General features: G+C 69.7%; 28 protein-coding genes. 11 read left to right on the top strand and 17 right to left on the bottom strand.

What is annotated here, in order from left to right:
- Window positions 1-30: 30 nt before the first annotated feature.
- From BEI_RS06735 to BEI_RS06725, 3 genes are all read right to left on the bottom strand, one after another.
- Window positions 31-924 carry a LysR family transcriptional regulator gene (locus BEI_RS06735; protein WP_227644610.1) on the bottom strand — a complete coding sequence of 298 codons (894 nt, stop codon included), beginning with the start codon at window positions 922-924 and terminating at the stop codon, window positions 31-33.
- 82 nt (window positions 925-1,006) lie between these two features.
- A complete protein-coding gene (locus tag BEI_RS06730) occupies window positions 1,007-2,206 on the bottom strand; it encodes a methyltransferase (RefSeq protein WP_097788796.1) in 1,200 nt (399 codons plus the stop codon).
- Window positions 2,196-3,158, bottom strand: coding sequence for a YbgA family protein (locus BEI_RS06725; RefSeq protein WP_097788795.1), 963 nt, complete (start codon window positions 3,156-3,158; stop codon window positions 2,196-2,198). The genes BEI_RS06730 and BEI_RS06725 overlap by 11 nt, the downstream gene beginning before the upstream one ends.
- Before the next feature lie 158 nt (window positions 3,159-3,316).
- Between BEI_RS06725 and BEI_RS06720 the strand changes: the two genes are divergently transcribed.
- Window positions 3,317-4,462, top strand: a complete 1,146-nt coding sequence (locus BEI_RS06720) for a ChaN family lipoprotein (RefSeq protein ID WP_097788794.1) — start codon at window positions 3,317-3,319, stop codon at window positions 4,460-4,462.
- Window positions 4,463-4,710: 248 nt separating this feature from the next.
- Window positions 4,711-6,192 (top strand): sodium:proton antiporter NhaD, encoded by a 1,482-nt coding sequence (gene nhaD / locus BEI_RS06715; RefSeq protein WP_097788793.1) that lies wholly within the window; start codon window positions 4,711-4,713, stop codon window positions 6,190-6,192.
- 72 nt (window positions 6,193-6,264) lie between these two features.
- Here the strand turns inward: nhaD and BEI_RS06710 are convergent, their stop codons facing one another.
- The 8 genes from BEI_RS06710 to folE2 all read right to left on the bottom strand — a co-directional run bounded on the left by BEI_RS06710 (window position 6,265) and on the right by folE2 (window position 12,636).
- Window positions 6,265-8,031, bottom strand: a complete 1,767-nt coding sequence (locus BEI_RS06710; protein WP_097788792.1) for a methyl-accepting chemotaxis protein — start codon at window positions 8,029-8,031, stop codon at window positions 6,265-6,267.
- A 192-nt stretch (window positions 8,032-8,223) separates the two neighbouring features.
- Complete coding sequence (locus tag BEI_RS06705; protein WP_097788791.1) at window positions 8,224-8,694, bottom strand: GFA family protein; 471 nt, start codon at window positions 8,692-8,694, stop codon at window positions 8,224-8,226.
- 118 nt (window positions 8,695-8,812) lie between these two features.
- A complete protein-coding gene (locus tag BEI_RS06700) occupies window positions 8,813-9,085 on the bottom strand; it encodes a hypothetical protein (protein WP_097788790.1) in 273 nt (90 codons plus the stop codon).
- Between the two features lie 304 nt (window positions 9,086-9,389).
- Complete coding sequence (locus BEI_RS06695) at window positions 9,390-10,115, bottom strand: aspartate racemase/maleate isomerase family protein (RefSeq protein WP_097788789.1); 726 nt, start codon at window positions 10,113-10,115, stop codon at window positions 9,390-9,392.
- A gap of 158 nt (window positions 10,116-10,273) precedes the next feature.
- Complete coding sequence (locus tag BEI_RS06690) at window positions 10,274-10,600, bottom strand: hypothetical protein (protein ID WP_097788788.1); 327 nt, start codon at window positions 10,598-10,600, stop codon at window positions 10,274-10,276.
- The gene (gene luxS, locus BEI_RS06685; RefSeq protein WP_097788787.1) at window positions 10,581-11,105 is read right to left on the bottom strand and encodes an S-ribosylhomocysteine lyase; all 525 of its coding nucleotides are present in this window, start codon (window positions 11,103-11,105) and stop codon (window positions 10,581-10,583) included. Before luxS ends, BEI_RS06690 begins: the two co-directional genes overlap by 20 nt.
- A gap of 218 nt (window positions 11,106-11,323) precedes the next feature.
- The gene (gene hisI / locus BEI_RS06680; protein ID WP_097788786.1) at window positions 11,324-11,737 is read right to left on the bottom strand and encodes a phosphoribosyl-AMP cyclohydrolase; all 414 of its coding nucleotides are present in this window, start codon (window positions 11,735-11,737) and stop codon (window positions 11,324-11,326) included.
- Window positions 11,737-12,636 carry a GTP cyclohydrolase FolE2 gene (gene folE2 / locus BEI_RS06675; protein WP_097788785.1) on the bottom strand — a complete coding sequence of 300 codons (900 nt, stop codon included), beginning with the start codon at window positions 12,634-12,636 and terminating at the stop codon, window positions 11,737-11,739. The genes hisI and folE2 overlap by 1 nt, the downstream gene beginning before the upstream one ends.
- A gap of 137 nt (window positions 12,637-12,773) precedes the next feature.
- Here folE2 and BEI_RS06670 point away from each other — a divergent pair, with 137 nt between their 5' ends.
- Window positions 12,774-13,436: a DUF1826 domain-containing protein gene (locus BEI_RS06670; protein WP_097788784.1), complete on the top strand. Its 663-nt coding sequence runs from the start codon at window positions 12,774-12,776 to the stop codon at window positions 13,434-13,436.
- 15 nt (window positions 13,437-13,451) lie between these two features.
- On the opposite strand, the gene BEI_RS06665 is transcribed toward BEI_RS06670, so the two are convergent.
- The 4 genes from BEI_RS06665 to BEI_RS06650 form a co-directional block, all read right to left on the bottom strand.
- A complete protein-coding gene (locus tag BEI_RS06665; RefSeq protein ID WP_097788783.1) occupies window positions 13,452-14,030 on the bottom strand; it encodes an antibiotic biosynthesis monooxygenase in 579 nt (192 codons plus the stop codon).
- Between the two features lie 37 nt (window positions 14,031-14,067).
- The gene (locus tag BEI_RS06660; protein ID WP_097788782.1) at window positions 14,068-15,009 is read right to left on the bottom strand and encodes a pirin family protein; all 942 of its coding nucleotides are present in this window, start codon (window positions 15,007-15,009) and stop codon (window positions 14,068-14,070) included.
- A gap of 93 nt (window positions 15,010-15,102) precedes the next feature.
- Complete coding sequence (gene ycaC / locus BEI_RS06655; RefSeq protein WP_097788781.1) at window positions 15,103-15,726, bottom strand: isochorismate family cysteine hydrolase YcaC; 624 nt, start codon at window positions 15,724-15,726, stop codon at window positions 15,103-15,105.
- A gap of 77 nt (window positions 15,727-15,803) precedes the next feature.
- Window positions 15,804-16,673, bottom strand: coding sequence for a pirin family protein (locus BEI_RS06650; protein WP_097788780.1), 870 nt, complete (start codon window positions 16,671-16,673; stop codon window positions 15,804-15,806).
- 122 nt (window positions 16,674-16,795) lie between these two features.
- Between BEI_RS06650 and BEI_RS06645 the strand changes: the two genes are divergently transcribed.
- A complete protein-coding gene (locus BEI_RS06645) occupies window positions 16,796-17,752 on the top strand; it encodes a LysR family transcriptional regulator (RefSeq protein WP_097788779.1) in 957 nt (318 codons plus the stop codon).
- A 237-nt stretch (window positions 17,753-17,989) separates the two neighbouring features.
- Here BEI_RS06645 and BEI_RS06640 read toward each other — a convergent pair whose 3' ends face one another.
- Complete coding sequence (locus BEI_RS06640) at window positions 17,990-18,361, bottom strand: VOC family protein (RefSeq protein WP_097788778.1); 372 nt, start codon at window positions 18,359-18,361, stop codon at window positions 17,990-17,992.
- A gap of 153 nt (window positions 18,362-18,514) precedes the next feature.
- On the opposite strand from BEI_RS06640, the gene BEI_RS06635 reads away from it, so the two are divergent.
- The 6 genes from BEI_RS06635 to BEI_RS06610 all read left to right on the top strand — a co-directional run bounded on the left by BEI_RS06635 (window position 18,515) and on the right by BEI_RS06610 (window position 23,963).
- A complete protein-coding gene (locus BEI_RS06635) occupies window positions 18,515-18,793 on the top strand; it encodes a peptidylprolyl isomerase (RefSeq protein WP_097788777.1) in 279 nt (92 codons plus the stop codon).
- Between the two features lie 215 nt (window positions 18,794-19,008).
- Window positions 19,009-19,962, top strand: coding sequence for an ATP-binding cassette domain-containing protein (locus tag BEI_RS06630; RefSeq protein ID WP_097791019.1), 954 nt, complete (start codon window positions 19,009-19,011; stop codon window positions 19,960-19,962).
- Window positions 19,959-20,720 (top strand): ABC transporter permease, encoded by a 762-nt coding sequence (locus BEI_RS06625; RefSeq protein ID WP_097788776.1) that lies wholly within the window; start codon window positions 19,959-19,961, stop codon window positions 20,718-20,720. Before BEI_RS06630 ends, BEI_RS06625 begins: the two co-directional genes overlap by 4 nt.
- Window positions 20,721-20,788: 68 nt before the next feature.
- Window positions 20,789-21,376 carry an NAD(P)H-dependent oxidoreductase gene (locus BEI_RS06620; RefSeq protein WP_097788775.1) on the top strand — a complete coding sequence of 196 codons (588 nt, stop codon included), beginning with the start codon at window positions 20,789-20,791 and terminating at the stop codon, window positions 21,374-21,376.
- A gap of 87 nt (window positions 21,377-21,463) precedes the next feature.
- On the top strand, window positions 21,464-22,465 hold the full coding sequence (locus tag BEI_RS06615; RefSeq protein WP_097788774.1) for a nucleoid-associated protein: 1,002 nt from the start codon (window positions 21,464-21,466) through the stop codon (window positions 22,463-22,465).
- Window positions 22,466-22,739: 274 nt separating this feature from the next.
- Window positions 22,740-23,963, top strand: coding sequence for a GGDEF domain-containing protein (locus tag BEI_RS06610; RefSeq protein ID WP_097788773.1), 1,224 nt, complete (start codon window positions 22,740-22,742; stop codon window positions 23,961-23,963).
- Window positions 23,964-23,972: 9 nt separating this feature from the next.
- Here the strand turns inward: BEI_RS06610 and trxC are convergent, their stop codons facing one another.
- A complete protein-coding gene (trxC, locus tag BEI_RS06605; RefSeq protein ID WP_097788772.1) occupies window positions 23,973-24,410 on the bottom strand; it encodes a thioredoxin TrxC in 438 nt (145 codons plus the stop codon).
- Window positions 24,411-24,537: 127 nt separating this feature from the next.
- On the opposite strand from trxC, the gene BEI_RS06600 reads away from it, so the two are divergent.
- The gene (locus BEI_RS06600) at window positions 24,538-26,328 is read left to right on the top strand and encodes an ABC transporter transmembrane domain-containing protein (RefSeq protein ID WP_097788771.1); all 1,791 of its coding nucleotides are present in this window, start codon (window positions 24,538-24,540) and stop codon (window positions 26,326-26,328) included.
- The last annotated feature ends 10 nt before the right edge of the window (window positions 26,329-26,338 follow it).

Genomic DNA, 26,338 nt, shown 5'->3' with positions numbered 1-26,338 from the left:
GAAGACACTCTTTACGTTGGTTGAAGAATCTCAGGCGGCGGGCGCGAGAGCCTCGCGGAGATAGTCGAGGAAGGCCAGGGTCCGGGCGTCGGTGCCCAGCCGCGAGGCGGTGACGGCGAAGATGTGACGCGCCGGCAAGGCGTGCGACGGCAGCACCCGGACCAGCCGCCCTTCGGCCTCCTCGGTCGCCGAGATGAAATCCGGCAGGGTGCCGATCCCCTGCCCGGCGATCAGCATGTCCCGAAGCATCAGGCTGCTGCCGACCTCCAGCGAGGGGGCGACGGGCACCGAGGTGCGGCCCTCGGGCCCCTCCAGGCACCACTGCCCCGGGTCGTCGGCCAGCAGGTAGCCGATCAGGCGGTGGTCGGCCAGCGCCTCCGGTGTCCGGGGGACGCCCCGGGCGGCCAGGTAGGCCGGCGAGGCGAAGAGCCGCTGATCGACCGTCCCCAGGCGCCGGGCGATCAGCCCCGAATCCGGCAGCGCGGCCCGGATGCGGATCGACAGGTCGAACCCGCTCTCGACCATGTCCACCACCCGGTCGTCCAGCGCCAGGGACAGTTCCACCTCGGGATAACGCTCGAGGAAGCCGGGAAGCCGCGGCGACAGCACCGTCATGCCGAAGGAATGCGGCGCGTTGATCCGCAGGCGCCCCGCCACCCGTCGGCTGCCTTCCCGGACCCGGTCCTCCACCCACTCGAGCTCCTCCAGCAGGCGGCGGCACTCCTCGTAGTACAGGCGCCCCGGCTCGGTGAGCGACATGCGCCGGGTGGTGCGATGCAGCAGGGTACACCCCAGGCGCCGCTCGAGGCGCTTGGTATCTCGGCTCAGCAGGGCCGGCGAGACGCCCAGGTCCTCCGCCGCCCGGGCGAAGCTGCCGCGTTCCACGATCCGGCAGAACGCCTTCATCACCGCCAGTTGGTCCAAGGGCCGTCTCTCCATGAAGGTCATCCCGGCCGACGGCACCCGGGCCATCGGCCGGGCCGACGCCGCCCCGCCGGGTCGGGGCTCAGAGCGTCTCGATCAGCAGGTTGCGCGGGGTCAGCGCCCGCTCGCAGAAGGTGCCCAGCCGCACCCGGAACCCGGCCTCCTCGAGCCGGGCGACCCGATCCAGCGCCAGCCAGACCTCCAGGGGCCGCCGGAACAGCTGGCGCACCAGTTCCAGGCGCGACACCTCGGCGAGCCGACGCCAGCCCGCGGCCTCGAAGGCCCCCCAGTCCACCGAGGCCGGGAGCTCGACGCCCTTGCGCTCGGCGGCCCAGCGGCAGAAACCGGCGAAGTCCTCCGGCAGCCGGCCATAGGCCAGGCTCGGCACCGGCAGGTAGGCATCCCGACCCCGGGCCTCGCGCTGCAGCAGGTCGAAGCCCAGCCGCCAGGCATTGGCCCGCTGCCGATGGCGCCGGTGACCGCGTGGCGCGGTCACCGTCTCCTGCACCGCCATGGCCAGGTCCTCCCGGGTCAGGCGCAGGCCCTGTTCGGCCATCAGCGCCCGGCCTTGCCGGGACAACGCTCGGTAGTCGGTGGCCGCCGTGCGGTGATAGCAGCAGGGCGCCAGGCTCACCGCCGCCCCGCGCTCGGCGGCCCACTCGAGCAGCTGGGCATGCAGGTCGCCGCAGGCGTGGAGCGCCGCCACGCGATGACCGGGTGCCAGCCAGTCGCCGGCGCCCGGCGCCAGCACGTCCTGGGCGTGCAGCCGCACCGGCAGGCCCTCGCGGTCGGCCAGGGCCTGGCCGGCCTCGCACAGCGAGGGCTGGTGCTCGAGGCCGGTGACCGGCACTCCGTGGCAGCGGGCCAGGGTCCGCGCCAGGTGGCCCTTGCCGGCACACCACTCCACCAGGCGCTCGTCCTCGATGGCCCCCATGCCGGCGACGAAGGCCTGGATCTGGCGCCACTTGCGCGCGCCGATGCCCTCCCCCCAGTCGGCCGGCAGGGACTGGCGCGCGTTCGACAGGATCGGCAGCCGGCTCAGCTCGGCCAGCTCCCGCACCGGCAACCAGGCCGGCAGGGGCGAATCCACGAAGGGGTCGGCCTGGAGGCGCTCGACCTCGGCGTCGGGCAACGACAGCAGGGTCTCGGCCAGCCCGCCATGCGCCCCCCGCCAGGGCGGCTCGCGATGCTGGAAGGGCAAGGGCGCCCAGAGCGGGCGCCACTCGGCCAGCCGCCGGCCGAGCGCCGCGAGACGCCCGGCGGTGGCCGATTCAGATGGCATTGCGCAGGCCCAGCTCGTAGGGGTGCGGATCCAGGTAGGACTGCCGGCGGATGTACTCCGAGCCATGGCGCCTGAGATAATGGTTGAGCAGTCGCATCGGGACCGCCAGGGGGACCTGCTCGGTGCGGTATTCCTCCACGGCGGCGAGCAGGTCCCGGCGGGTCTCGCCATCCAGCGCCTGCTTGAGATAGCCCATCACGTGCATCAGGGCATTGGTGTGGGTCTTGCGGGTGGCCGGACGCGACAGCGCCGCCATGAAGCGCCCCAGGTAGTGGGCCATGGCGTCCTCCACCGGAACCCGGTGGGCCTCGGCCAGGTAGCGCCCCAGCTCCCGGTAGGCCTCCACCTCGTGGGCCATCAGCAGGAACTTCTGGCGACTGTGGAACTGCAGCAGGGCGTGGTGGCTCGGCGACGGCTCCACATGGCGCTTCCAGTCGTCCATGGCGTAGATGCGGGTGATGAAGTTCTCGCGCAGGACGGGATCGTTCATGCGCGCCTCCTCCTCCAGCGGCAGTTCCGGGAAGTGCCGGCGCAGGGTACGCACGAAGACGCCGGAGTCGGCATGGCTGGGCATGCCGTTCTCGTGGTAGACCTTGACCCGCTCGAGCCCGCAGCTGGGCGAGCCCTTCATGAGGATGAAGCCCCGCAGGTGTCGATGGGCGTCGACGAAGGTCCGACCCACCGCCTCCAGCTCGTCGGTGACGTCCCGCTCGGTGGTCACCGTGCCCCGCGCCCGGGGCGTCTCGCCGAGCCGCCCCACCAGCCGGATCGGCTCCCGGGGCACGCCAAGGCCGGCCTCCAGTTCCGGGCAGAAGGGCTCGAAGCGGAAGCATTCCGCCAGCACCTGCAGGCAGTAACGCGACCGCTTGTGGCCGCCGTTGTAGCGCACCTCCTCCCCCATCAGGCAGGCGCTGATGCCGACCGGGATGCCGTCTCGCGGGTGCTGCTCCATACCGGGCGCTCCTTGATGATGTTCCGACCCGGACAGGATAACGCTCCCGATGATGCCTCGCGAGCGCCGGCGCCAACGGCCGGACGGGGGCACCGCACTTTGCAGGATGCCGACCGCCGGGTAGGCTGAGGGGCCGAGCACCGCCGTCCGGAGTTCCCATGTCACGCCGTCGCTTCCCGCCGCTGTCCGCCCTGGCCCTGCTGGCCGGCCTGGCCCTGCCCGCCCTGGCCCACGGTCAAGACTGCCCCGCTCCCGGCCAATGGCTGGCCGGCGACGGCACGCCGGTGACCACCGACGCCCTGATGCGGGCCATGGCCGACCAGGAGGTCGTGCTGCTGGGCGAGCAGCACGACCGGGCCGACCATCATCGCTGGCAGCTGCACACCCTGGCCGGCCTGCACGCCCTGCGCCCGGACCTGGTCATCGGCCTGGAGATGCTGCCCCGGGAGTCCCAGCCGGCGCTGGATGCCTGGGTGGCCGGGGAACTCACCGAGGCCGAGTTCCTCGAGGCCAGCGGCTGGTACGCGCACTGGCGGCTGGACCCGGACCTCTACCTGCCGATCCTGCACTTCGCCCGGCTGCACGGGATCCCGCTCAAGGCGCTCAACGTCTCCGGGGAGCTGCGCCGTCGCCTGGCCCAGGAGGGCTGGGAGGCGATACCGGCGGCGGAGCGATACGGCATCACCCCGCCGGCCGCGCCCGCGGAGGGCTATCGGCGAGACCTGGAAACGGCCTTCGCCGAGCACGACCTGACGGACGAGACCGTCCTGGAGCGCTTCATCGACGCCCAACTGGTGTGGGACCGCGCCATGGCCACGGCCCTGGCCGAGGCGGCCGAGGGCGATGCCCTGGTGGTGGGGCTGATGGGGTGGCGTCACCTGACGAACGGGCATGGCGTGCCTCACCAGCTGGCCGACCTGGGGGTGACCGACCAGCGCGCCCTCCTGCCCCGGTCGCCGGGTGACGCCTGCGAGCCGCCCCCGGACGGTCTGGCCGACGCCTTCTTCGTGCTCGCCGAGCCGCCCGGCGGGGAACCCCCTGCGCCGCCTCGCCTGGGGGTGCTGATCGACGCCGGCGAGGACGGCGTGACCGTCCAGGCGGTGGAGGCCGGCTCCGTGGCGGAGGCGACGGGACTGCGCGAGGGCGACATCATCCTCTCCGCCGCGGGGCGACCGCTGGCCTCCCCCGGCGAGCTGTCGGCGCTGATCCATGACCTGCTGCCGGGCACCCTGCTCCCCCTGGAGGTGCGTCGGGGCGACGCGACCCGGGAGATGCTGGCCCGGTTCCCCTCGGTGACCCGCTGAGTCCCTCCCTGCCACATTCGAGGCCCTCGACGGCGTCCTTAAGCCTCCCTTAAGCATGGGCCAGCAGGCTATCGCCGGCCCGGCCAGGCCCGATGACGCCCCGTCAAGCTAGGTTGACGGACACGCACACCGATGACGCGAATTCATAAGCGACGCGACAAGACCAAATAGTTAACTCGCTAGCTTTGTAGTAAAATTCCGCGCGTTTTCTAACCCCTCCTCTCCCTACCACTCAGGATGCCTCTGTCATGCTGACACGATGTCGTTCGCAATTCCGGCTCCGGCACAGCGCCCGGTGGCCGGGCTTCGCCGTGCTCGCGGGTCTGCTGCTGTTCAGCCCCTTCGCCCAGGCCGCCGCCGGCCCCCTGGACCTGACCTACTCCCTGAGCGGCTTCATCGCCGTGTTGCTTTTCATCGCCGCCTACGCCCTGGTGATGGCCGAGGAACAGCTGCACATGCGCAAGTCGAAGCCGGTGCTCGTCGCGGCGGGCCTTATCTGGACGGTGATCGGTTGGGTCTACGTCCAGGAAGGCCTGCCCGAGACCGCGGAAGCCGCCTTCAAGCACACCCTGCTGGAATACACCGAGCTGCTGCTCTTCCTGCTGGTGGCGATGACCTACGTCAACGCCATGGAGGAACGCCGCGTCTTCGACAAGCTGCGGGCCTGGATGGTCGAGAAGGGCTTCAGCTACCGCAAGCTGTTCTGGATCACCGGGATCCTGGCCTTCATGATCTCGGCGATCGCCAACAACCTGACCACCGCCATGCTGATGTGTGCCGTGATCCTCAAGGTGGCCGAGGGCGACAAGCGCTACATCAGCCTGGCCTGCGTCAATATCGTGGTGGCCTCCAACGCCGGCGGAGCCTTCAGCCCCTTCGGCGACATCACCACCCTGATGGTCTGGCAGGCCAAGCTGGTCGAGTTCCAGGAATTCTTCGAGCTGCTCGGTCCCTCGCTGGTCAACTACCTGGTACCGGCCCTGGTGATGAGCCTGTTCATCAAGAACCGCAAGCCCGCCTCCCTCGAGGAGCACACCTGGCTCAAGCGCGGCGCCCGCCGCATCGTCTTCCTGTTCCTGCTTACCGTGAGCATCTCGGTGCTGTGCCACACCGTGCTGCACCTGCCGCCGGCGCTGGGCATGATGACCGGCCTGGGCTTCCTGCAGTTCTTCGGCTACTACCTGCGCCGCAGCCTGCCGCGCTCGCTGGCCCGCAAGCGCACCCGCTACAGCCAGCGGGGCGACTGGCGCAAGCTCGAGGCGCTGGGCAGCGTGGTGCCCTTCGACGTCTTCACCCGGATCGCCCGCTCCGAGTGGGACACCCTGCTGTTCTTCTACGGCGTGGTGGTGTGCGTCGGCGGCCTGGGCTTCATGGGCTACCTGGCGCTGCTGTCCGAGACCCTCTACACCGGCTGGGATCCCACCTGGGCCAACGTGGTGCTGGGCGTGGTCTCAGCGGTGGTCGACAACATCCCGGTGATGTTCGCGGTCATCTCCATGGACCCGGAGATGTCCATGGGCAACTGGCTGCTGATCACCCTGACCGCCGGGGTCGGCGGCAGCCTGCTCTCGGTGGGCTCCGCCGCCGGGGTGGCGCTGATGGGCCAGGCCCGCGGCAACTACACCTTCGGCGGCCACCTGCGCTGGGCCCCGGTCATCGCGCTGGGCTACGTGGCCAGCGTGCTGATGCACCTGTGGCTCAACGCCGAGAGCTTCAACGTCTTCCACTGATCCCGGAGCCTTCCGGAACGAGCGCGGCGGGCCCTGGGCCCGCCGCGCGTTTTACTGGCTGCTTCGCTGGAATCAGAACGCCTCCCACTCCGGCTCCTCGGCGTGCCGGGCCGGGACCGCCTGACCGGCGGCAGGCTGGCGGGCCCGGGGCAGCACCGGGCCGGCCGACACCGGCTCGCCCAGCACGAAGGTCCCGATCAGGCGATTGAGGCGCTCGGCCTGCTCGCGCATCTGCGCCGCCGTGCCGGCACTCTGCTCGACCATGGCGGCGTTTTCCTGGGTCATGGTATCGAGCTGGCTGACGGCGGTGTTGACCTCGCCGACGCCCAGGCTCTGTTCCCGGGAACCGGCGGTGATCTCGGCGATGACGGCGGCCACCTGCCCCACTCCCTCGTGGATGCCGGCCATCTTCTCGCCGGCCCGCTGGACGATCTCGGCGCCATGCCGGGAATGCTCGGTGGAAGTCTCGATCAGGCCCTTGATCTCCCGGGCGGCACCGGCCGAGTCCTGGGCCAGCTTGCGTACCTCCTGGGCCACCACCGCGAAGCCGCGGCCATGCTCGCCGGCCCGGGCCGCCTCCACCGAGGCGTTCAGCGCCAGGATGTTGGTCTGGAAGGCGATGGCATCGATCATCGAGACGATATCGCCGATCCGCGTCGACGACGCGTTGATGTCCTGCATGGTCCGCTCGACCTCGCCCATGGCCGCCTGCCCCTCCCGGGCGACCTCGGCGGCGGCCTGGACCAGGCGATCGGCCTCTCGGGTGTGCTCGGCGTTGTTCTCCACCGTGGAGGTGATCTCCTCCATGGCCGAGGACGTCTGCTGGAGGTTGGCCGCCGCCTGATCGGTGCGGGTTGCCAGCTCCTGGCTGCCCTGGGCGATGTCCTCGGCGGCGACATGCACCTCGCGCGCCCCGCGCTGGACGTCGAGCAGGGTGGCCTGCATCCGCTCGAGGAAGGCATTGAACTGCTCCCCCAGCTCGGCGACCTCGTCGTGACCCCGGACCTCGAGGCGATGCGTCAGGTCGCCGCGCCCGGCGGCGACCTCGCGGGCGATATCGCGGATGGAGGTGGCCGTGCCCCGCAGCTGCCGGACGGTGCGCCGGGCCAGCCAGGCCGCCAGGCCGGTGATGGCGAGGTTGACCAGGCAGCCGAAGACGAAGAGGCGCAGCAGCGTCGCCATCAGGCTCTCGTGGGCCGAGGCCGCGATGTCGGCCATGGCGGCATCGAGATCCTCCACGTAGACCCCCGCGCCGATCACCCACTCCCATTCGGGAATGGCGGCGGCATAGGAGTACTTGGGCGCCGGCTCGCCGGTGGCGGGATGGGGCCAGTCGTAGCGGTAATAGCCGCCGCCGTTGCGAGCCCGCTCGGCCAGGTCCCGGATCATGTGGCGGCCGCTGGCGTCGGTGGCCCCGAGCATGTTGGTGCCCTCGCTCTCGGGCGAGGCGGGCTGGACCAGCATGGTCCCGTCGTAACGGAAGGCGAAGAGATAACCATCGCCATCGAAGCGCATGGCGCGCAGCAGCTCCTGCGCCTGGCGTTTCGCCTCTCGAGGCTCGGGCACCCGCTCGGCGATCCGCTGCACCATGGACTGGGCGAGCTCGACGTGGCCCCGGATGGCCTGCTGACGGGAATCGAGGAGGCGTTCCCGCTGCTCGGCGAGCCGGGCCTGGTTGGCCTGGATCCGGTCATAGGCCTCGAAGCCCATCAGGGCCGACGACGAGACGATCAGCGGCATCAATACCAGCAGCAGGATCTTGACCTGCAGGTTCCCCGTGACCCAGCGCCGCCACAGGCCGGCGGCGGAGCGTGATGAGGACGCGTTGGGGGGCGTCATGGAATCCTCCCTGTATGACAAGCGACGCGGGGTGGACCCATCCGTTGTCCTGCCCGGGATGTCGGCGTCCTGCGGCGGGTCCCTCGACATCGTATCCTGACACTCATCAGCATCCGCTGATACGGGAGAAACTTGTTCCAGATCAAGGGAGTGGCCATCAGCGGCGCCGTCGGTCGCCTCTCCCCCGGGTCCCTAGCGCGTCAGGCCGAGCCGCCGGTGCCACTCGGCGAGGCTCTCGTCGGGATAGCCGGCGAAGCACCTGTCCTGCTCCCGGGCCTCGACCTCGACCCAGGCCGGCTTGCTGTCCAGCATCAGGTGCACACGCTCCGGCGGCACGGGGAGCTCGGTATCGATGGCCGAGGCGAAGGGGTGCACCAGCTCCGGCCAGCGCGGGTCATGGACCCAGAGCGCACTGCCGCAGCGCGAGCAGAAGTGGCGCTCTCCCGGGCTTTCGTGCCCGTCGATCACGGCATGGTAGACCGTTTCATGCTCCTGCCCCTCGACCGTCAGGGTGTCGGCCAGCGCCCCGAGATTGATGGCGTAGCCGCCTCCGCCGGCGGTCTTGCGGCAGATCGAGCAATAGCAGCGATTGAAGGGATAGGGATGTGGCGCTTCGACCCGGAAGCGCACCGCTCCGCAGTGGCAGGAACCGTCGAGTCTCATGGGAACGTCTCCATCGGGGGTTGCCGCCTGCAGCCTGGCCCAGCCAGGACGTCTCCGCCAGGGGGCCGGACACGAAACGGCCGAGGCGCGGGCCCCGGCCGTGTTGGTTCGCCCGGCCTCAACGCCACGGATTGCCGGCCCCGACGGGACGGCGATACTTCCGTGGTTGGCTGACGCGTGGGCTGAGCGGCTGCTGCAGCCGTGCACTGCGCTGCTCCCAGTAGGCCGGAGAGCCTTCGGCCACCCCATCGCCCAGCGGCATTACGCTGGTCGTCGGACCGCCCTGATTGAGGCGAGCGGCCTGTCGCTCGAGCATCAGGGAATCCGCCTGGGCCGCGGCCGCCGCCATCAGGCAGGTCAGGCCGCATGCCATCAAGATCGTGCGCTTCATGGGACACCTCAACGTCAGTACTGCACTACCAACGTCCGGCGGATGGGAAGCCAAGTCTCGGCATGGCCACCCGGGGGACACAACCGTGCCACTCGCCATGTCCGTCCTGGTGTGGGAAGAGGAGACGCGGGAAGAAATTCGGGTCGACTGGGGATAGCGGCCCAGGTTCTTGGCGCTTCGCCTGTTGACCGCCTTGGAGCGGCCGGCGCTGGCTTCATCACTATAGCCCCCGGCGCCCGGCCCGGGACGCGGCGGCGCGAGAAAACGGGGGTAGCTGAGACAAAATCAGCCCTTGGACTGCCACTCAGTCAGCCATCTCGTCCTGCCCGAGAGACGAAGAGGCCATATCGGGCAGGCGACGCACCCCCGCCCAGAGGGTCACCTGGTTCGCGGTCAGCACCGGGCGTCGGGCCTCACGGCGCATCGCGTCCAGCAGCGAGAGGCTGTTCACCGCGGTGTCGGGCACCAGCAAAGGGATCGAGACGCTCGGGTGATCGGCACAGAAGCGACGCAGCTCGTCCAGGATGTCGGCGGCGTGGGAATCGGTGGCATAGGGACAATCTAGGGCCTTGGCCTCCCGCACCGAGACGCCGCCCTCGCGCAGGAAGGACACCAGCCGCAGGGTCACGTCGTCGGGATAGGGACTCAACAGATCCACCCGCCAGTGGCCCATGGCGTCCAGGGCCTCGAGGAAGGCCAGGGCGGTGCTGGTCACCGGCACGCCCAGGGCACGCTCCAGACTCGCTGCCTGATCCCGCGCCCAGGCCAGCCCGCCGATGAAGCTCGCGCTGGTGCAGGCCCAGACCAGGGCCTCGGCGCCTTCGTCCACCAGTTGCCGACCCACCGGCTCGAGCCGCTCGGGCGCGCCCAGGGCCATCAGCGCCGCCGGGGCATGATGGCCATCGCTGGCGACCCCGCCCACCGCGATGGCCGGCAGCCCCTCATCGGTGCGGGCCGCCAGGTCATACCATTCGTAGTCCTCCGGGCCATCATCGGGCAGCAGGATGCCCAGGCGGTGCTCAGGCGTCATGGTCGGCCTCTCTCGATCGCAACGCAGCGCTTCGGTCTCGTCCTCCCTTACGCTGGCACAGCGCATGTCACCGGGCAATGCTGCTGGCCAAGCCATCTTCAACCTTCCACGCTACCCCCCGCTTGCATCGAGGCCCCTGGCCCTCGCGATGAAACGCGTCACTCCTCCGCACAGCGTGCCACGCCCTGTGCCAGCTCGCGGATGACGCCGGCACAGAGATCGGGGCCCGGTGCGTGCTCCACGCCCAGGGGGTCGCTGACCACCGAGGTGTCCACGGGCATGTCGCCGAAGACGCTGCGCACCAGCTCGGGGTTGTACTGGGGCTCGGAGAAGACGCAGTCGATATCGAGTGCTTCAACCTGGCGCTGGGCCTCGCGGTCGGGAGCCTGATACGGCCCCTCGCGCGGAACGGCGAAGGGGCGATGATCGACTGTGCGTGTCGAGGACGGCGGGAAGTAGAGACGCCTACCCCAGGTCGTTGCCAAGCGCCTTGAGCTTTTCGGGGCTCAGGGCCAGGTCGTCGTTACGATTGACGCCAATGCCCTGCTCGATGATGCCCCGAGCGATCTCCTGCGCCTCCTCCAGGGAGTGCATCCGGTAGGTGCCGCACTGATGCTCGTTGAGCTCCGGAATCTCCTCCATGCGCTCGACGTTCAGCACATCGTGCATGGCGGCCTGCCAGGCATCGGCGACGCTCTGCTCACTCGGGCTGCCCAGCAGGCTCATGTAGAAGCCGGTGCGACACCCCATGGGGGAGATATCGATGATCTCGACGCCATCGCCGTTCAGGTGCTGGCGCATGAAGCCGGCAAACAGGTGCTCGAGGGTGTGAACCCCCTTTTCGCCCATCAAGTCCTCGTTGGGCTTGTTGAAGCGCAGGTCGAAGACGGTGATGGTATCGCCCGAGGGAGAGCGCATGGTCTTGGCGACGCGCACCGCGGGGGCGCTCATGATGGTGTGGTCCACGGTAAAGCTGTCGAGTAGGGGCATGTCGGCTCCTGCAGGTCATGGGGAAGGGTACGGCAGCACAGGCCGTGCCCGGCGCGAGCATGGTATCTCCCCGCGGCGCCTGGTTGTAGACCGTGGGGCCGCAGACATGGAACGTCACACGGTCCGGCCGTTCGGTGTACAGCGTCTCGCGCCGACGGGTCAGGGTATTCAAGAGTTGCATCGTGCTCCCGTGGCATTGCGTTCGGGCGGCAGGTCCGTCAGGGGCTCAGCGGCGCGGTGATGACCTCCACCGCATCGTCGCGGATGGCGTTGTAGAAGCAGTTGGGTCGTCCCGTATGGCAGGCCGGTCCCTGCTGGTCGACCCGCAGCAGCACGGCATCGCCGTCGCAATCCAGCCTGGCCTCGATGAGTCGCTGCCGATGGCCCGAGCTCTCGCCCTTGCGCCACAGGGCCTGCCGCGAGCGCGACCAGTAGCAGACTCGCCCGGTGTCCAGGGTCTCCCGCAGCGCCTCGCGGTTCATCCAGGCGAGCATCAGCACCTCGCCGCTGTCGTGCTGCTGGGCGATGGCGGTGATCAGGCCGTCGGCGTTCCAGGGAATGGCCGCGATCACCGCCTCGAGCGGCCGGCGTTCGCCGCGCTCGGCATCTTCCAGCTGCCTCCAGATGTCCATCAGCCCTCCTGCCAGTTCCACTGGCTGCGCGCCACGGCGTCGTGGGCATGCAGGCTCTCGGCATGCACCACCCGCAGGGAGAAGCCCTCGATGCCTGGCTGGTCGCGCAGGGCGCGATGCAGCCGACGGGCGGCATCCTCGCAGAACATCAGGTTCTGGCCGTTGGCCAGGGCGAAGGCCTGCTCGTCGACCCGCTTGACCGCGGTCTGCAGGGCGGTGCCCAGGGCCGCTTCCGCCCGGTCGACGACCTCGGCCACGGGGAGGGTCTCGGTGTCGGGGGCCAGGAGCAGCGCCAGATGCGCCTGGCTGCGCTGGCTGTGGGGCGTGGCGACGATGCCCTGCTCGCCGCCCAGCCAGTCCCGCATGGCCCGGGACTCGACGGTGTCTTGCTCGGCGAAATCACGGTCGAAGCGCTCCTGGATGAGCTGGCGGGCCAGGGCCGCGGAACAGGGACAGGTCGAGGAGTAGCCGATGGACAGCGCCAGCCGCGCCTCGAAGCCCGCGGGGGTGAGACGCGTTCGGATGGCCATCGGATAGGCCTTCCAGCCCGCCAGGGGGCTGATCAGGGCGGGCCGGCGCAGCAGCGCCTCCCCGCTCAGGTCGAGGAAGGCCTGCTGCGAGAGCCCGTGGTGGCTGTCGAGAAAGTGCGCCAGCACCTCCCGCAGCCTCGGGAGGGTCAGGTCCCGGCCCGCCAGCCGCTCGAGGGCCAGGTAGAGCCGCGACATGTGGATGCCCCTGGCCTCGGGGTCGTCCAGGCTGACGCCCGCGTCGGCCTTCGCGGCCAGGGACTGCCCCGCCATCTGCAGCGGCAGGTCGATGCCCTCCATGCCGACCCAGGCCAACGGAGTGTCGCCAATGGCCGCTTCGCCCAGGATATCGGCCAGCCTGTCTTCGCTCATCGATCGGGTTCCTTGTCGGTGGTTTCGGGAGTGGCTCTTGCGATCCGGCGCCGTCGCGCCACAAAATGATACGTTATAACGTATCATATACAAGCGTAATCCCAGGACTCATCCGATATCGACAAGGAACCGCCGGAATGTCGCCGACCGCCGCCCTGCCCACCTTCGACCTGACCGCCACGACGTCTCACTGGGCGGAAGGCGGGGGGATCGAGGTGCTGCCGCGCATCTTCGAGGACGCCATCAATCTCGCCGTGCTGCGCCGCCCCCTGCCCCACGACCTGCTGGCCGGGGCCCTGGCCCAGACCCGGGCCGAGCGCCCGCTGGCGTTCAGCTGGCGGGGTGCCCCGGACGACGGCCTGCGCGCCGCCCTGCTGGAGAGCGTGCACTGCCCCGGCGCCTCGGGCCCGCTGGTGGAGGACGTCGTGACCCTGGCCGACGCCATGGCCTGCCTATTCGACACCGACGAGGTGGGCGTGCGGCTAAGAAGAATGGACGCCCCCATGTGCCCACGCTTCCATTGCGACAACCTGCCGGTGCGGCTGGTGACGACCTACCTGGGGCCGGGCAGCGAGTGGCTGCCCGAGACGGCGGTGAATCGCGCGGGGCTGGGAGCGCCGACGCCCGGCAAGCCGGACATCGTGCGCGAGGAAGGCGCCATCCGTCGGCTGGAGGCCGGCGACGTGGCCCTGCTCAAGGGCAGCGGCTGGGTGGGCAACGAGGCGCGGGGGCTGGTGCATCGCAGCCCGGCGGTGGGGCCCGATCAGCAGCGGCTGCTGCTGACCATCGACCCCGCCTGAGGACGGCCGGCTGGCCTACTCGAACATCCAGTGGGCCACCAGGCGCACCACCCGGGGCATAACCACATAGACCACCAGGGCCACCACGGTGGCGGCGATGATGCCGTGGCGCAGCCCCCAGGTATCGAGCCAGGGGAGGACGGAGAAGACCGGCTGCCAGAGCAGCGGCACCAGGATAGTGAGCGGCCAGATGACCCCCGTGGTGACCAGCCACTGCTTCCAGCGCACGGGCTGCTTGCTGGCGGCGGTCGGCGGCGTGAACCAGTAATCGATGCCGGAGAGGATCTCGACCGCCTCGTCCTGCTCAAGGACGTCGCGGATGTCGTCCATCAGCTCGCGGCGATCGTCGGAGGAGCGCCAGCGCTCCGCCTGGGCCTCGGAGGCGAAGCGCACGGCAATCTCGTAGTCCTGCCCCCCCGCCTGGGGCCGCAGGATATGCACGCCCTGGTGGCCGGCGTAGCGGCCGGCGGCCTCGATGATCTGGCGCAGCCAGGTCTCGTAGCGATCCCGGGCCTCGGGGCGGACCCGATGATGGATGCGGATGGTCACGCCCCCCTCCTGCGAGTGGCGTGACGCGGCTTGGGGCTCGGTCATGTGCTGTCCTTTGCCGTGGGGATCCCGGGAGCCATCGCTATGCCTTCCAGGGCAGCGGCGGCGGCGTCAGGGGCTCCCCGTCGTAGTCGGGAATGCGGCCGAAGCGCTCGCTGCCGGTCTCCCAGTCGCGCTGGGCCTCGGCGATCTCGGCCTTGCTGTGGCCGACGAAGTTCCACCAGATGAGGATCTCCTCGTCCAGGGGCTCGCCCCCGACCAGGATGACCCGGGCGCCTTCGGGCAGGCTCAGGGTGACGCGATCTCGCCCGCGGCCCAGGTAGGCCAGCTCGTTGGGCGGGAAGGTCTCGCCCTCGATGTCCAGCTCGCCCTCCAGGGACAGCAGGCCGTACTCGAAGTCCTCGCGCAGCGACAGCTCGAGGGTGGTCGCCTCCCGGGCGACGAGATCCAGGCCCACCAGGGGCGAGAAGGCCAGGGTCGGGGCCTTGCGGCCGGCGAACTCGCCGGTGAGCAGGGTGAAGGCGACGCCCTGCGCTTCCCAGGCCGGCAGGTCGGGGTAGTGATCGAAGCGCGGCTCGGTCTCGCGATGGGCCTCGGGCAGGGCGATCCACAGCTGGGCGGCATGCAGGTGGCGCTCGCCGGGCACCGACTCCTCGGTGTGGCTGATGCCGCGGCCGGCGGTCATCAGGTTGACCTGGCCGGGACGGATCACCTGCTCGTTGCCCAGGCTGTCGCGGTGCAGTACCTCGCCCTCGATCATCCAGGTGAAGGTCTGCAGGCCGATGTGCGGATGAGGACCCACGCGCAGGCCGCGGGAATCGCCCTTGAAGACGGCCGGCCCGGCATGGTCGAGGAAGCACCAGGCGCCTACCAGGCGGCGATGGCGGGAAGGCAGCACCCGGTTGACGGGGATCCCGCCGACATCGGCGGTGCGCGGCGCCACGTGCTGGATCTGGCGCTTGCCCTCGACGATGGGACAGTCGCGGGACGAGGCCAGGTCACGATCTTCGATGAATGTGCTCATGGGATATCCTTCCTTCAGGAACGAATGGGGCTCGGCCCGGGGGGCATGCATGTCGCCATGCAAACCATTTCCCCGGGGCCGAGCCGGCCGCGCTTAGCCCTGAGTCTGCTGGTTGTAGCTCTGGATCAGGTTGGCGTACGCGGGCAGGTGGCCGGCCAGCAGGCCGCCGAAGCCTTCGATGTCGTTGCGCCAGTCACGGTGCAGCTCGCAGCCGACGCCGAACCAGGTCATCAGCTGGGCCCCGGCCTGGGACATGCGATCCCAGGCGGCGTCTCGAGTGGTCTGGTTGAAGGTGCCGGAGGCGTCGGTGACCACGAAGACCTCGTAGCCTTCCTCCAGGGCGGAGAGCACCGGGAAGCTCACGCAGACCTCGGTGACCACGCCGGCGACCAGCAGCTGCTTCTTGCCGGTGGCCTTGACGGCGGCGACGAAGTCCTCGTTGTCCCAGGCATTGATCTGGCCCGGGCGGGCGAGGTACGGCGCCTCGGGGAACATCTCCTTGAGCTCCGGGACGATCGGGCCGTTGGGGCCGGTCTCGAAGCTGGTAGTGAGGATGGTGGGAATCTCGAAGAACTTGGCGATATCCGCCAGCGCCAGAACGTTGTTCTTGAACTCGTCGGCACTGAAATCGCGGGCCAGGGACAGCAGGCCGGCCTGATGGTCGACCATCAGCAGGGCCACGTCGTCCTTGTCGAGGCGATTGTAGGTGAAGGACATGATCACTCTCCTATTGCATCAGGGGGGAAACCCGGCGGCTCGGCCGCCGGGGACGAACGCCAACGGATATCCTCCCGCTAGGCGTTCAGGGCGCCGTACTTCCCGCGCTGGAAGTCGGCGAAGGCTTGGTGGATCTCCTCCACGCTGTTCATCACGAAGGGCCCGTGGCCGACGACCGGCTCCTCGATGGGCTCGCCGCTGAGCAGCAGCAGCTTGGCGTCGTTGTTGGCCTCCAGGTGCACCTCCTCGCCACGACGCTCGAAGCTCACCACGGCCTCGTCGCGCACGATGGTCTCGCCGTTGACCTGGACGGTGCCCGCCAGGACCACCAGCAGGGTGGTGTGACCCTCCGGCACCGGCAGCGCGGCATGCCGCCCCGCGGCCAGCCGCACGTCCCACATGTTGATCGGGGTGAAGGTGCTGGCCGGTCCCTCATGTCCAAGATAGTGTCCCGCCACCACGCGTACCCGGCCGGCCTCGTCGTCCAGCGCCACGCTGGGAATGTCGGCATCGAGCAGCGTCTGGTAGGCGGCCGGAGCGTCCTTGTCCCGGGCCGGCAGGTTGACCCAGAGCTGCACCATCTCCAGCCGGCCGCCACGCTCGGTGAAGGCCCGGGAATGGAACTCCTCGTGGATGATGCCGCCTCCGGCGGTCATCCACTGCACGTCCCCCTCGCCGATCGTCCCGCCGCTGCCGGTGGAGTCGCGGTGCTCGAGCTCTCCTTCGTAGACCAGGGTCACCGTCTCGAAGCCGCGGTGGAGGTGCTGCCCCACGCCGCGCGGCCGCCTGGCGGGCTTGAAGGTGTGGGGGCCGGCATGATCCAGCATCAGGAAGGGGCTGATGTGCTCGGCGCCCATGCGGTCATAGGTGAGCAGGGAACGCACGGGGAAGCCGTCACCGACCCAATGGCCGTGGGGCGCGCCGTATACGGCTTGGATCTTCTTCATCGTCAGGCTCCATTGTGTTGAGGGGAGGCGGGTGGCCTCGATGGCAATAAGCCTATTTAATGAACGGCAAACCCACTAGACGGCACATACGGCACGGACCGTTGCATGAATAGGACGATTGAATGCAGGACCTCAACGACCTCTATTACTTCGTACAGGTAGTGGATCACGGAGGGTTCGCGCCGGCCGGCCGTGCCCTGGGCATCCCCAAGTCGAAACTGAGCCGGCGCATCGCCCAGCTGGAGGAGCGCCTGGAGACCCGGCTGGTGAATCGCTCGACGCGCCACTTCTCGGTGACCGAGATCGGCCAGGCCTACTATCGCCATTGCGTGGCGATGCTGGTGGAGGCCGAGGCGGCGGACGAGCTGATCCAGCGCAATCGCGCCGAGCCCCGGGGCGTGGTACGGCTGAGCTGCTCGCCGAGCGTGCTGCATTACCTGATCACTCCCCTGCTGGTCCGCTTCATGACGAAGTTCCCCAAGGTCGATGTCCAGGTGGAGGCCACCAGCCGCCGGGTGGACGTGGTCAAGGAAGGCTTCGACATGGCGATCCGCATCCGCTTCCCGCCCCTCGAGGACAGCGACCTGACCATGAAGGTGCTGTCGCGCAGCCCCCAGCGGCTGGTGGCGGCCCCGAGCCTGTTCGAGGACCATCCTCGGCCTCGCGCGCCCGCCGACCTGTGCCAACTCCCCACCCTGGACTTCGAGCAGCCCGACAAGCAGCATCGCTGGGACCTGGTCGGTCCGGACGGGGTCACCGCCCAGATCCCGCACCGCCCCCGGCTGGTGACGGACAGCGCCGAGACCCTGCACGAGGCGGCCCTGGCGGGGATGGGCGTGGTCAAGCTGGCCCTGCTGGTCGCCGGGCGGGACCTGCAGGCCGGCCGGCTGGTCGACGTGCTGCCGGGCTGGGCGCCCCGGGGCGGCATCCTGCATGCCGTCTTCCCGTCCCGGCGCTGCCTGCTGCCCTCGGTCCGGGCCCTGCTGGACTTCCTTGCCGAGGAGATCGCCGAGGAGGACGTCAGGACCCGGGACGTCATCCTGGCGACCGAACGGACCAGCGCCAGCCTGGATGAATGAGTCCGCGGTGGCCCCGCCTCACCCCCGGAAGGCACCGACCTGGCACAGACGCGGCGAGACACGAGCGCCTGAGCCCGGAGGGCGTCATGACGCGGGGAACGGTGGACGGCGAGGCCAAGGCGATAGCGGCCGGTGATCGGCAGGAGGGGCGCCAGACGACGCGGGAGGTAGTGCCTCCGAGGATGACCGAGGCATCGAAGGCTATGTCTTGCCCTCGCCCCTCGGCGGCGGCCCTCCTCACATGGATTCCTGCTCCTGGCAGACCAGGTGGATGATCTGGGCGGGGCTGGAGATCCAGAAGGCATCGAAGCCCTCCGGCAAGGGCTCGATCTCGTCGCAGCGCACCACGCCGGCGGCCTGGAGCCGCTCGGCCGCGGCACTGGCGTCATCGGTGACCACCTCGAGCCAGGTCTCGGCCTGGCTGAGCCCCGGTACGGGGTCGATCCACAGCTGGTTGGCCCCGAAGGCGAAGACCATCGAGGGCCGGCCGGCCTCGATCTGGGGGAGGCCCAGCACATCCCGGTAGAACCCCACCGTCGCCTCGTACTGGTGGGGCGGCACCTTCAGGGCGATGTTACGCCCGCCCTGGAAGCCCGCTTTCCCGTTCATCGCCGCCTCCGCTCGCTGGCCTGCCTGCGCTTCAGCTTAGCCGCCTGCTCTGCCCGTCGCCTGCACTCGCGACAAGCGCAGCCAGCCCCTCGCCGCCATGCTATGCTCTTCCCTCCCACCATCGGCACCCCGTGCCCCATCGAGGAGACTCCCATGACCCAGGCCACCGCCCGTCATATCCTGGTCGACAGCGAAGCCCAGTGTCAGGCCCTCAAGGCCGAGATCGAGAACGGCCGCGACTTCGCCGAGGTCGCCCGCGAGCATTCCCGGTGCCCCTCCGGCCAGCAGGGTGGCGAGCTCGGCAGCTTCGGCCCGGGCCAGATGGTCCCCGAGTTCGACAAGGTCGTGTTCTCCGGCGAGCTCAACCGGGTCCATGGCCCGGTGAAGACCCAGTTCGGCTATCACCTGCTGGAAATCACCAGCCGCAGCTGATCCCGTCGCCGACGCCGTACCGCGAAAGCCGCGCGTGGCCATCCACCGCGGCTTTCGTCCTTGATGGGCGGTGTGTCGCGGGAGACGTCGCGCTAGGATGGGGAAACGCCTGCTCCATGAGGAGATAGTGATACATGCCGACATCGTCCACCATGACCGAATCCAGCCTGACACACAGGGACGAGGTTCCCGCCCCGCAGGGGACGCGCGAGGAGATGGCGAGAGTGAGTGAGGACTGCGTGATCCGCGTGGAGGGGCTGTCGAAGACCTACGACAGCGGCTTCCAGGCGCTCAGGGACGTGGACCTGGCGATACGCCGCGGCGAGATCTTCGCCCTGCTCGGCCCCAACGGCGCGGGCAAGACCACCCTGATCAGCGTGATCTGCGGTCTGGTCAATGCCACCGAGGGCCGGGTCCTGGTGGACGGACACGACAACGTCCGCGACTACCGCCGGGCCCGGGAGATCATCGGCCTGGTGCCCCAGGAGCTGACCAGCGAGGCCTTCTCCACGGTCTGGGACACGGTGAGCTTCAGCCGCGGGCTGTTCGGCAAGCCCAGGGATCCCGCCCATATCGAGCGGGTGTTGAAATCGCTGTCCCTGTGGGACAAGCGACGCAATCGCCTGATCACCCTCTCCGGCGGCATGAAGCGCCGGGTGCTGATCGCCAAGGCACTGGCCCACGAGCCGGAGATCCTCTTCCTCGACGAGCCCACCGCCGGCGTCGACGTGGAACTGCGCCGCGACATGTGGGAGGTGGTGCGGGGGCTGCGCGACAGCGGGGTGACCATCATCCTCACCACCCACTACATCGAGGAAGCCGAGGAGATGGCCGACCGCATCGGGGTGATCCGCGCCGGCGAGCTGGTGCTGGTGGAGGAAAAGCACGCGCTGATGCGCCAGCTCGGCCGCAAGGAGCTCACCCTGCAGCTGCGCGAGCCGCTGGACCGGCTTCCCGACGGGCTGGACGACCATCGCCTGACCCTGGCCGAGGACGGCCAAGCGCTGATCTACACCTACGACGGCCGCCGCGACGGCGACGACGACCAGGCCGGCATCGCCGAGCTGCTCGCCGACCTGGACGCCGCCGGCATCCGTTTCAAGGATCTCCACACCCGGCAGAGCTCGCTGGAGGAGATCTTCGTCCGCCTGGTCCGGGAGGAGGCATGAACCTGCAGTCCGTGAAGACCATCTACCAGGCCGAGATGGCCCGCAGCCTGCGCACCGTGCTGCAAAGCATCGTCTCGCCGGTGATCTCCACCTCGCTGTACTTCGTGGTGTTCGGCGCGGCCATCGGCACCCGCATCAGCGAGGTGGAGGGCGTAAGCTACGGGGCCTTCATCGTCCCCGGCCTGATCATGCTGATGCTGCTGACCCAGAGCGTCTCCAACGCCTCCTTCGGCATCTTCTTCCCGCGCTTCTCGGGTTCGATCTACGAGATCCTCTCGGCGCCGATCTCCTACTTCGAGGTGGTGCTCGGCTACGTGGGCGCGGCGGCCACCAAGTCGGTGATCCTGGGGCTGATCGTGCTGGGCACGGCGAGCCTCTTCGTGCCCTTCTCCATCGTCCATCCGCTGGTGATGCTGCTGTTCCTGGTGCTCACCGCCCTCACCTTCAGCCTGCTCGGCTTCATCATCGGCATCTGGGCGGACGGCTTCGAGAAGCTGCAGCTGGTGCCGCTGCTGGTGATCACCCCGCTGACCTTCCTCGGCGGCACCTTCTACTCCATCGACATGCTGCCGCCGGTCTGGCAGGCGGTGACCCTGGCCAACCCGGTGGTCTACCTGGTCAGCGGCTTCCGATGGAGCTTCTACGGCATGGGCGACGTCAGCATCTGGGCGAGCCTGGGGATGATCCTGCTCTTCCTGACGGTGGCGCTGGCGGTGGTGAGCTGGATCTTCCGGACCGGCTATCGGCTCAAGCCTTGATCCCGCGCAAGTCGGCCGCCGCAGGTCGCGACTAGGCTGGGGGATCAGCTATGGAGGGAGGAGCGATCATGCCGTCACCCATCCTGATCCTGCAAGGCCATCCCGACGGCCAGGCCGAGCATCTCTGCCACGCCCTGGCCGAGCACTACCGACGCGGCGCCGAGCAGGCCGGCCACCAGGTGGAGGTCCTCGACATCGCCAAGCTGGACGTACCGCTGTTGCACAGCCAGCGCGACTGGCAGGAGGGTGCGCCTCCCGAGCACCTGGCCCGAGCCCAGCAGGCCATCGCCGCCTGCCGGCACCTGGTGCTGGTCTTCCCGCTGTGGCTCGGCGACATGCCGGCGATGGTCAAGGCCTTCCTCGAGCAGGTGCTGCGGCCGGGCTTCGCCTTCGAGTACGTCGAGGGCAACCCCCTGGGGCACAAGGGGCTGAAGGGGCGTTCGGCCCGGGTGGTCGTGACCATGGGCATGCCGGCGGCCATCTACCGCCACCTCTACCGGGCCCATAGCGTCAAGTCGCTGGAGCGCAACATTCTCGGCTTCGTGGGCTTCGCCCCGGTGCGCGAGACCCTGATCGGCTCGGTGGAGAACCTCGACGAGGCGGCCCGGCAGAAGTGGTTCGACCGCCTGGCGCGGCTCGGCGCCGCCGCGGAGTGAGTCCGGGGCGCCGCATCGCGCCTCGCTGTCGGAACCCCGACTCGACGGGTATGATCGCTCCCTCGTCCGTTCACCGAGGGAGGTCCCATGCCGATCCTGCACAGCATCATCCACCGCATCGACAAGGGCGACGGCGAGACGCCGGCGCGTCTCCTCCCGGGCAGCGCGGCGTCGGCCTCCTCGCCGGCCCTGGACGACCTGCTGGCCAGCCTGAATGACGCCTATCATGGCAAGGCCAAGGCCTGGGGCCGCTTCGCGGACGACGAGACGCCTCCCCCCTTTCCCGCGGCCCTCTCCCGCTACCTCGCCGGGGAGCTCGACTTCACCGCCCTGACCCGGGAACTGGCCGAGCGCCTGACTCCGCTGGTCGATGCCCACCTGCCGCTGGGCGGCCACCTGCTGGTCATCGACCATCGCCAGGGCGAGGCCCGCTACCTGATCCTCGCGCTGCTCCACCATCGCGAGGGCTTCGGCATCGATGACGACCTGACGGTGGTCCCGACCCGCCAGCTCAACCTCGCCCAGATGCCCCTGGCCGCCCGTCTCGACATCGGCCAGTGGCAGGGCGGCTCGGCCTCTCACCCCTACCTGTCCTGGACCCGGGACCGGGGCGGCAAGGCGCTGGCCGAGGGCTTCGCCGAGGCGCTGGGCGTGCATGAACCCCTGGATGCTTCCCAGGAGACCCGTACCCTGCTCAAGGCCTTCAGCGACTATGTGGAGCAGGAGGACCTCCCCGAGGACACCAGTCGCGAGAAGACCGACGCCCTGATCGACTACGCCAGCGACCAGGCCAGCCGCGGCGAGCCGATCAGCCTGGAGGAGCTCTCGGAGCTGGTCGACGAGCAGCAGCCCAGGGCCTTCTACGACCACATCCGCAACAGCGACTATGGCCTGGCTCCCGAGATCCCGCCGGACAAGCGCACCCTCAAGGCCTTCAAGCGGTTCACCGGCCGGGCCGCGGGCGTCTCGATCAGCTTCGATTCCCACCTGCTGGGCGCCGCCGTGGAGTACGACGAGGATCGGGACCGACTGATCATCAAGAAGGTGCCGACGAGCCTGCGGGACCAGATCAAGCGACGTCAGGAGTGAAAGCCCCCGTCGATAGGTTGAACAGCTTTTCGCCGCGCTCCACGAGGAACGCCAGCTCAGGCGGCGCCTGCACGAGGAGATCGATCGCCGGCGGCCGTGAAGAGCGGAGCATGAGGGAGCCTGCTGCCCGCTGCTCGTCAGGTTGTCATCGATCGCCCCCGCCATGCGCAGGAGATGACGCAAATCCTCGTCTCATGCGGGGGTAGCAGGATTTCCCTCTCGCCACCCGCCCCGTCCGCCGTCTAGATTTCTTACACGGCAGGGAGGAAGGACGATGGAACGCGAACGGGATGAGCTGGAACTGACGCCCTGGAGCGGCGAGTTCAAGGATCGCCTGCAGGAGAGGCACTTCCGCCAGTCGGTCCGCGACGATACGGCCGAGCTGTTGCGTACGGCCATGCTGGTGGGCGCCTTGATGTTCCTGCTGCTCGGGCTGGCGGATCATGCCCTGCTGGGCCCATCCGCCAGTTTCTGGCAGTTGCTCGGGCTGCGCCTGCTGGTCTCGGCGGGATGCCTGCTGACCTGGTGGGCGGTGCGACGCGACCCCGACCTCACCTTCCGTTTCCTGCCCTTGAACCCGGTGATCTGGCTGGGATGCACGGTGATCATCCTGATCGTCCCCTTGCGGCCCGAAACCATCGGCACCCATGCCCCGGCCACCGCCGTGGCGGTGATGGCGCTCTACCTGTTCGTGCCCAACCGCATCCCCTGGATGGTCGCCGCCAATCTCTACCTGACGCTGGGCTTCCTGACCGCCATGACGGTCTGGGCGGGCGTGCCCGGCAGTGTCATCCTGATCCAGGGTATCGTACTGGGCTTCGCCAACACCGTCGGCTGGCTGACCGCCCGGCGGCTGGCTCGGCTTCGGCGCCAGCAGTATGCCTCGCTGCTCGACGAGCGAGCCTTCTGCCAACGCCTCCAGGGCGAGATCCAGGAGCGCAAGCGGCTCGAGGAACGCCTGCGCCACATGGCCGGCACCGACGAGCTCACCGGACTCGACAATCGACGCCGCTTCTTCGAACGGGCCGACCGGGCCCTGCGCCGGGCGCGACGCCATGGCAGCCCCATGACCCTGTGCATGATCGACCTCGATCACTTCAAGACCATCAACGACCGTTACGGGCATGCGACCGGGGATCGGGTCCTGGTTCAGGTGGCCAGCCAGTGCCGGACGCACATCCGCGACATCGACCTCATCGGCCGCTTCGGCGGCGAGGAATTCGTCGTCGCGCTGCCCGATGCCGACCTGGGCCAGGCCCTGGAGATCACCGAGCGCCTGCGGCGACGCATCGAAGGCCTGCCCCATCCGGACCCCGCCGCGGGCGATCGCCTCACCGTGACCATCGGCATCTCCCGGGTGGAGGCCGACGAGGACGCGCTCGGCCCGGCGCTCAAGCGCGCCGACGAGGCCCTCTATCGCGGCAAGGCGATCGGGCGCAACGTGGTCATGGTCGCCGGCCACGACGAGGGCCCCCACCTGTCCGTGGTGGACGGTTGAGCGACGGCCTCAGGTCAGGAAGGGGGCCAGCCACTGGCGCAGCTGGGGGCCCTGCAGCAGGCCCGGCTGGCGGGCCACCTCGCGGCCCTCCCGGAACACGATCAGCGTGGGAATGCTGCGGATGCCGAATCGTCCGGCCAGGGTCGGCTCGGCCTCGGTGTCGAGCTTGGCGAAGCGCAGGCGCGGTTCGAGCTCCCGGGCGGCCTGGGCGAAGATCGGCGCCATCATCTTGCAGGGCCCGCACCAGCTGGCCCAGAAATCCACCACCACCGGCAATGAGCTGCGGCCGACCAGGGCCGGGAAGTTGTCGGCGGTCAGGGGCACGGGCTCCCCCGTGAACAGCGGCTCCCGGCACTTGCCGCAGCGGGGACCGGTGGTCAGGCGATCGGCCGCGACACGATTCACGGCGGCACAGTGGGCACAGCCCAGGAGGAGAGGGTCGGACATGGGGCGGCTCCATGATGGCAGGGGCATTCGCCTGGACTATGTCGCCTCCGGGACGAGCCATCAAGCTTAGGCATGGCCGGTGCGGGCTGATAACGTGCGCAGAGACGCCTTCGCTCGGGAGACTGCCATGGGCCCCGGCCCCGACCCGCGTATCCTGCTGCGGCTCGCCGCGCTGCTTCGCCCCTACCGGCGACGCCTGGCCCTGGCGGGCCTGGCGCTGCTGGTGGCCTCCGCCTGCGTGCTGCTGCTGGGGCAGGGCCTGCGCCTGGTGATCGACCAGGGTTTCCTGGCCGAGGATGCCGCGCGCCTGAACCGGGTCCTGGTCGGCATGCTCGCCGTGGTGGGCGTGCTGGCCGGTGCCTCGGCGCTGCGCTACTACCTGGTGACCTGGATCGGCGAGCGTCTCGCCGCCGACCTGCGCCGCACCGTCTTCGCCCATCTGCTGGACCTGGAGCCGGGGTTCTTCGAGAACCCCGGGGACACCGACCAGGGCGCCGGCGAGATCGCCTCCCGGCTGACCGCCGACACCAGCGTCCTGCAGACGCTGTTCGGCTCTTCCCTCTCGCTGGCGCTGCGCAACCTGATCATGCTGGTCGGCGCCAGCGCCTTGATGCTGATCACCCAGCCCTGGCTGTCGGGCCTGGTGCTGCTGGGCATCCCCGCCACCCTGGCCCCGCTGCTGTGGTTCGGTCGACGCGTGCGGCGTCTCTCGCGCCATAGCCAGGATCGTGTCGCGGAGCTCGGGCGCTATGCGGCGGAGGCGCTGACCGGCATCCGGACCATCCAGGCCTTCAACCATGAAGTCGTCGATCGGCGCGACTACGGGACCCGTGTCGAGTGGGCCTTCGACGCCGCGGTGGCGCGGACGCGCCAGCGGGCCTGGCTGACCGGCGCCGCCATGCTGGTGATCTTCGCCGCCGTCGGGGTGATGCTCTGGCAGGGCGGTCAGGCGGTGCTCGCCGGACGGCTCACCGCCGGCGAGCTCTCGGCCTTCGTCTTCTATGCGGTGCTGGCCGCCGGGGCGGTGGCCACCCTGGCCGAGGTGGCGGGCGACGTGCAACGTGCCGCCGGGGCCGCCGAGCGCCTGCTGGAGCTGCTGGACGCCCGCCCGGCGATCGCGCCACCGGCCAACCCCCACCCCCTGCCGACGCCGGTGGCCGGCGAGATACGCCTCGAGGGCGTGACCTTCACCTACCCGGGACGCGACCGCCCGGCCCTGGTCGACCTCGACCTGACGATCCAGGCCGGGGAGCGGGTCGCCCTGATCGGGCCGTCCGGGGCCGGCAAGAGCACCCTGTTCGCCCTGCTGCTGCGCTTCCACGACCCCGACCGGGGCCGGGTGAGCCTGGATGGGCTCGACCTCCGTGACCTGGACCTCCAGGCCCTGCGCGCCGGCATCGGTCTGGTCGCCCAGGAGCCGGTGCTGTTCACCGGCACCGCGGCGGAGAACCTGCGCTTCGGCAAGCCGGAGGCGAGTGTCGAGGAACTGCGTCGCGCCGCCCGGGACGCCAACGCCCTGGCGTTCCTCGAGGCCCTGCCCCAGGGGCTGGATACTCCGCTGGGGCCGGGCGGCGTCCAGCTCTCCGGCGGTCAGCGCCAGCGCCTGGCCATCGCCCGGGCCCTGCTGAAGGCGCCGAGCGTGCTGCTGCTGGACGAGGCCACCAGCGCCCTGGATGCCGAGAGCGAGCGGCTCGTCCAGCAGGCCCTGGACCGGCTGATGGCCGAGCGCACCAGCCTGGTGATCGCCCATCGCCTGGCCACGGTGATGGCCGCCGACCGGCTGCTGGTCATGGACGAGGGCCGGCTGGTGGCGGCCGGGCGCCACGACGAGCTGCTCGAGACGAGCCCGCTGTATCGGCACCTGGCGGAGTTGCAGTTCGGTCGACGGTCCTGGTCCCGGGCCTCCTCCGGTGGCTGAACCGGCCGGG

It is taken from the genome of Halomonas beimenensis, from assembly GCF_002549795.1.
In the GTDB taxonomy this organism is placed as follows: Bacteria; Pseudomonadota; Gammaproteobacteria; order Pseudomonadales; family Halomonadaceae; genus Halomonas; species Halomonas beimenensis.
The sequence above is the reverse complement of the archived record's forward strand: the minus strand, read 5'-3'. Positions and strand labels throughout refer to the sequence as shown.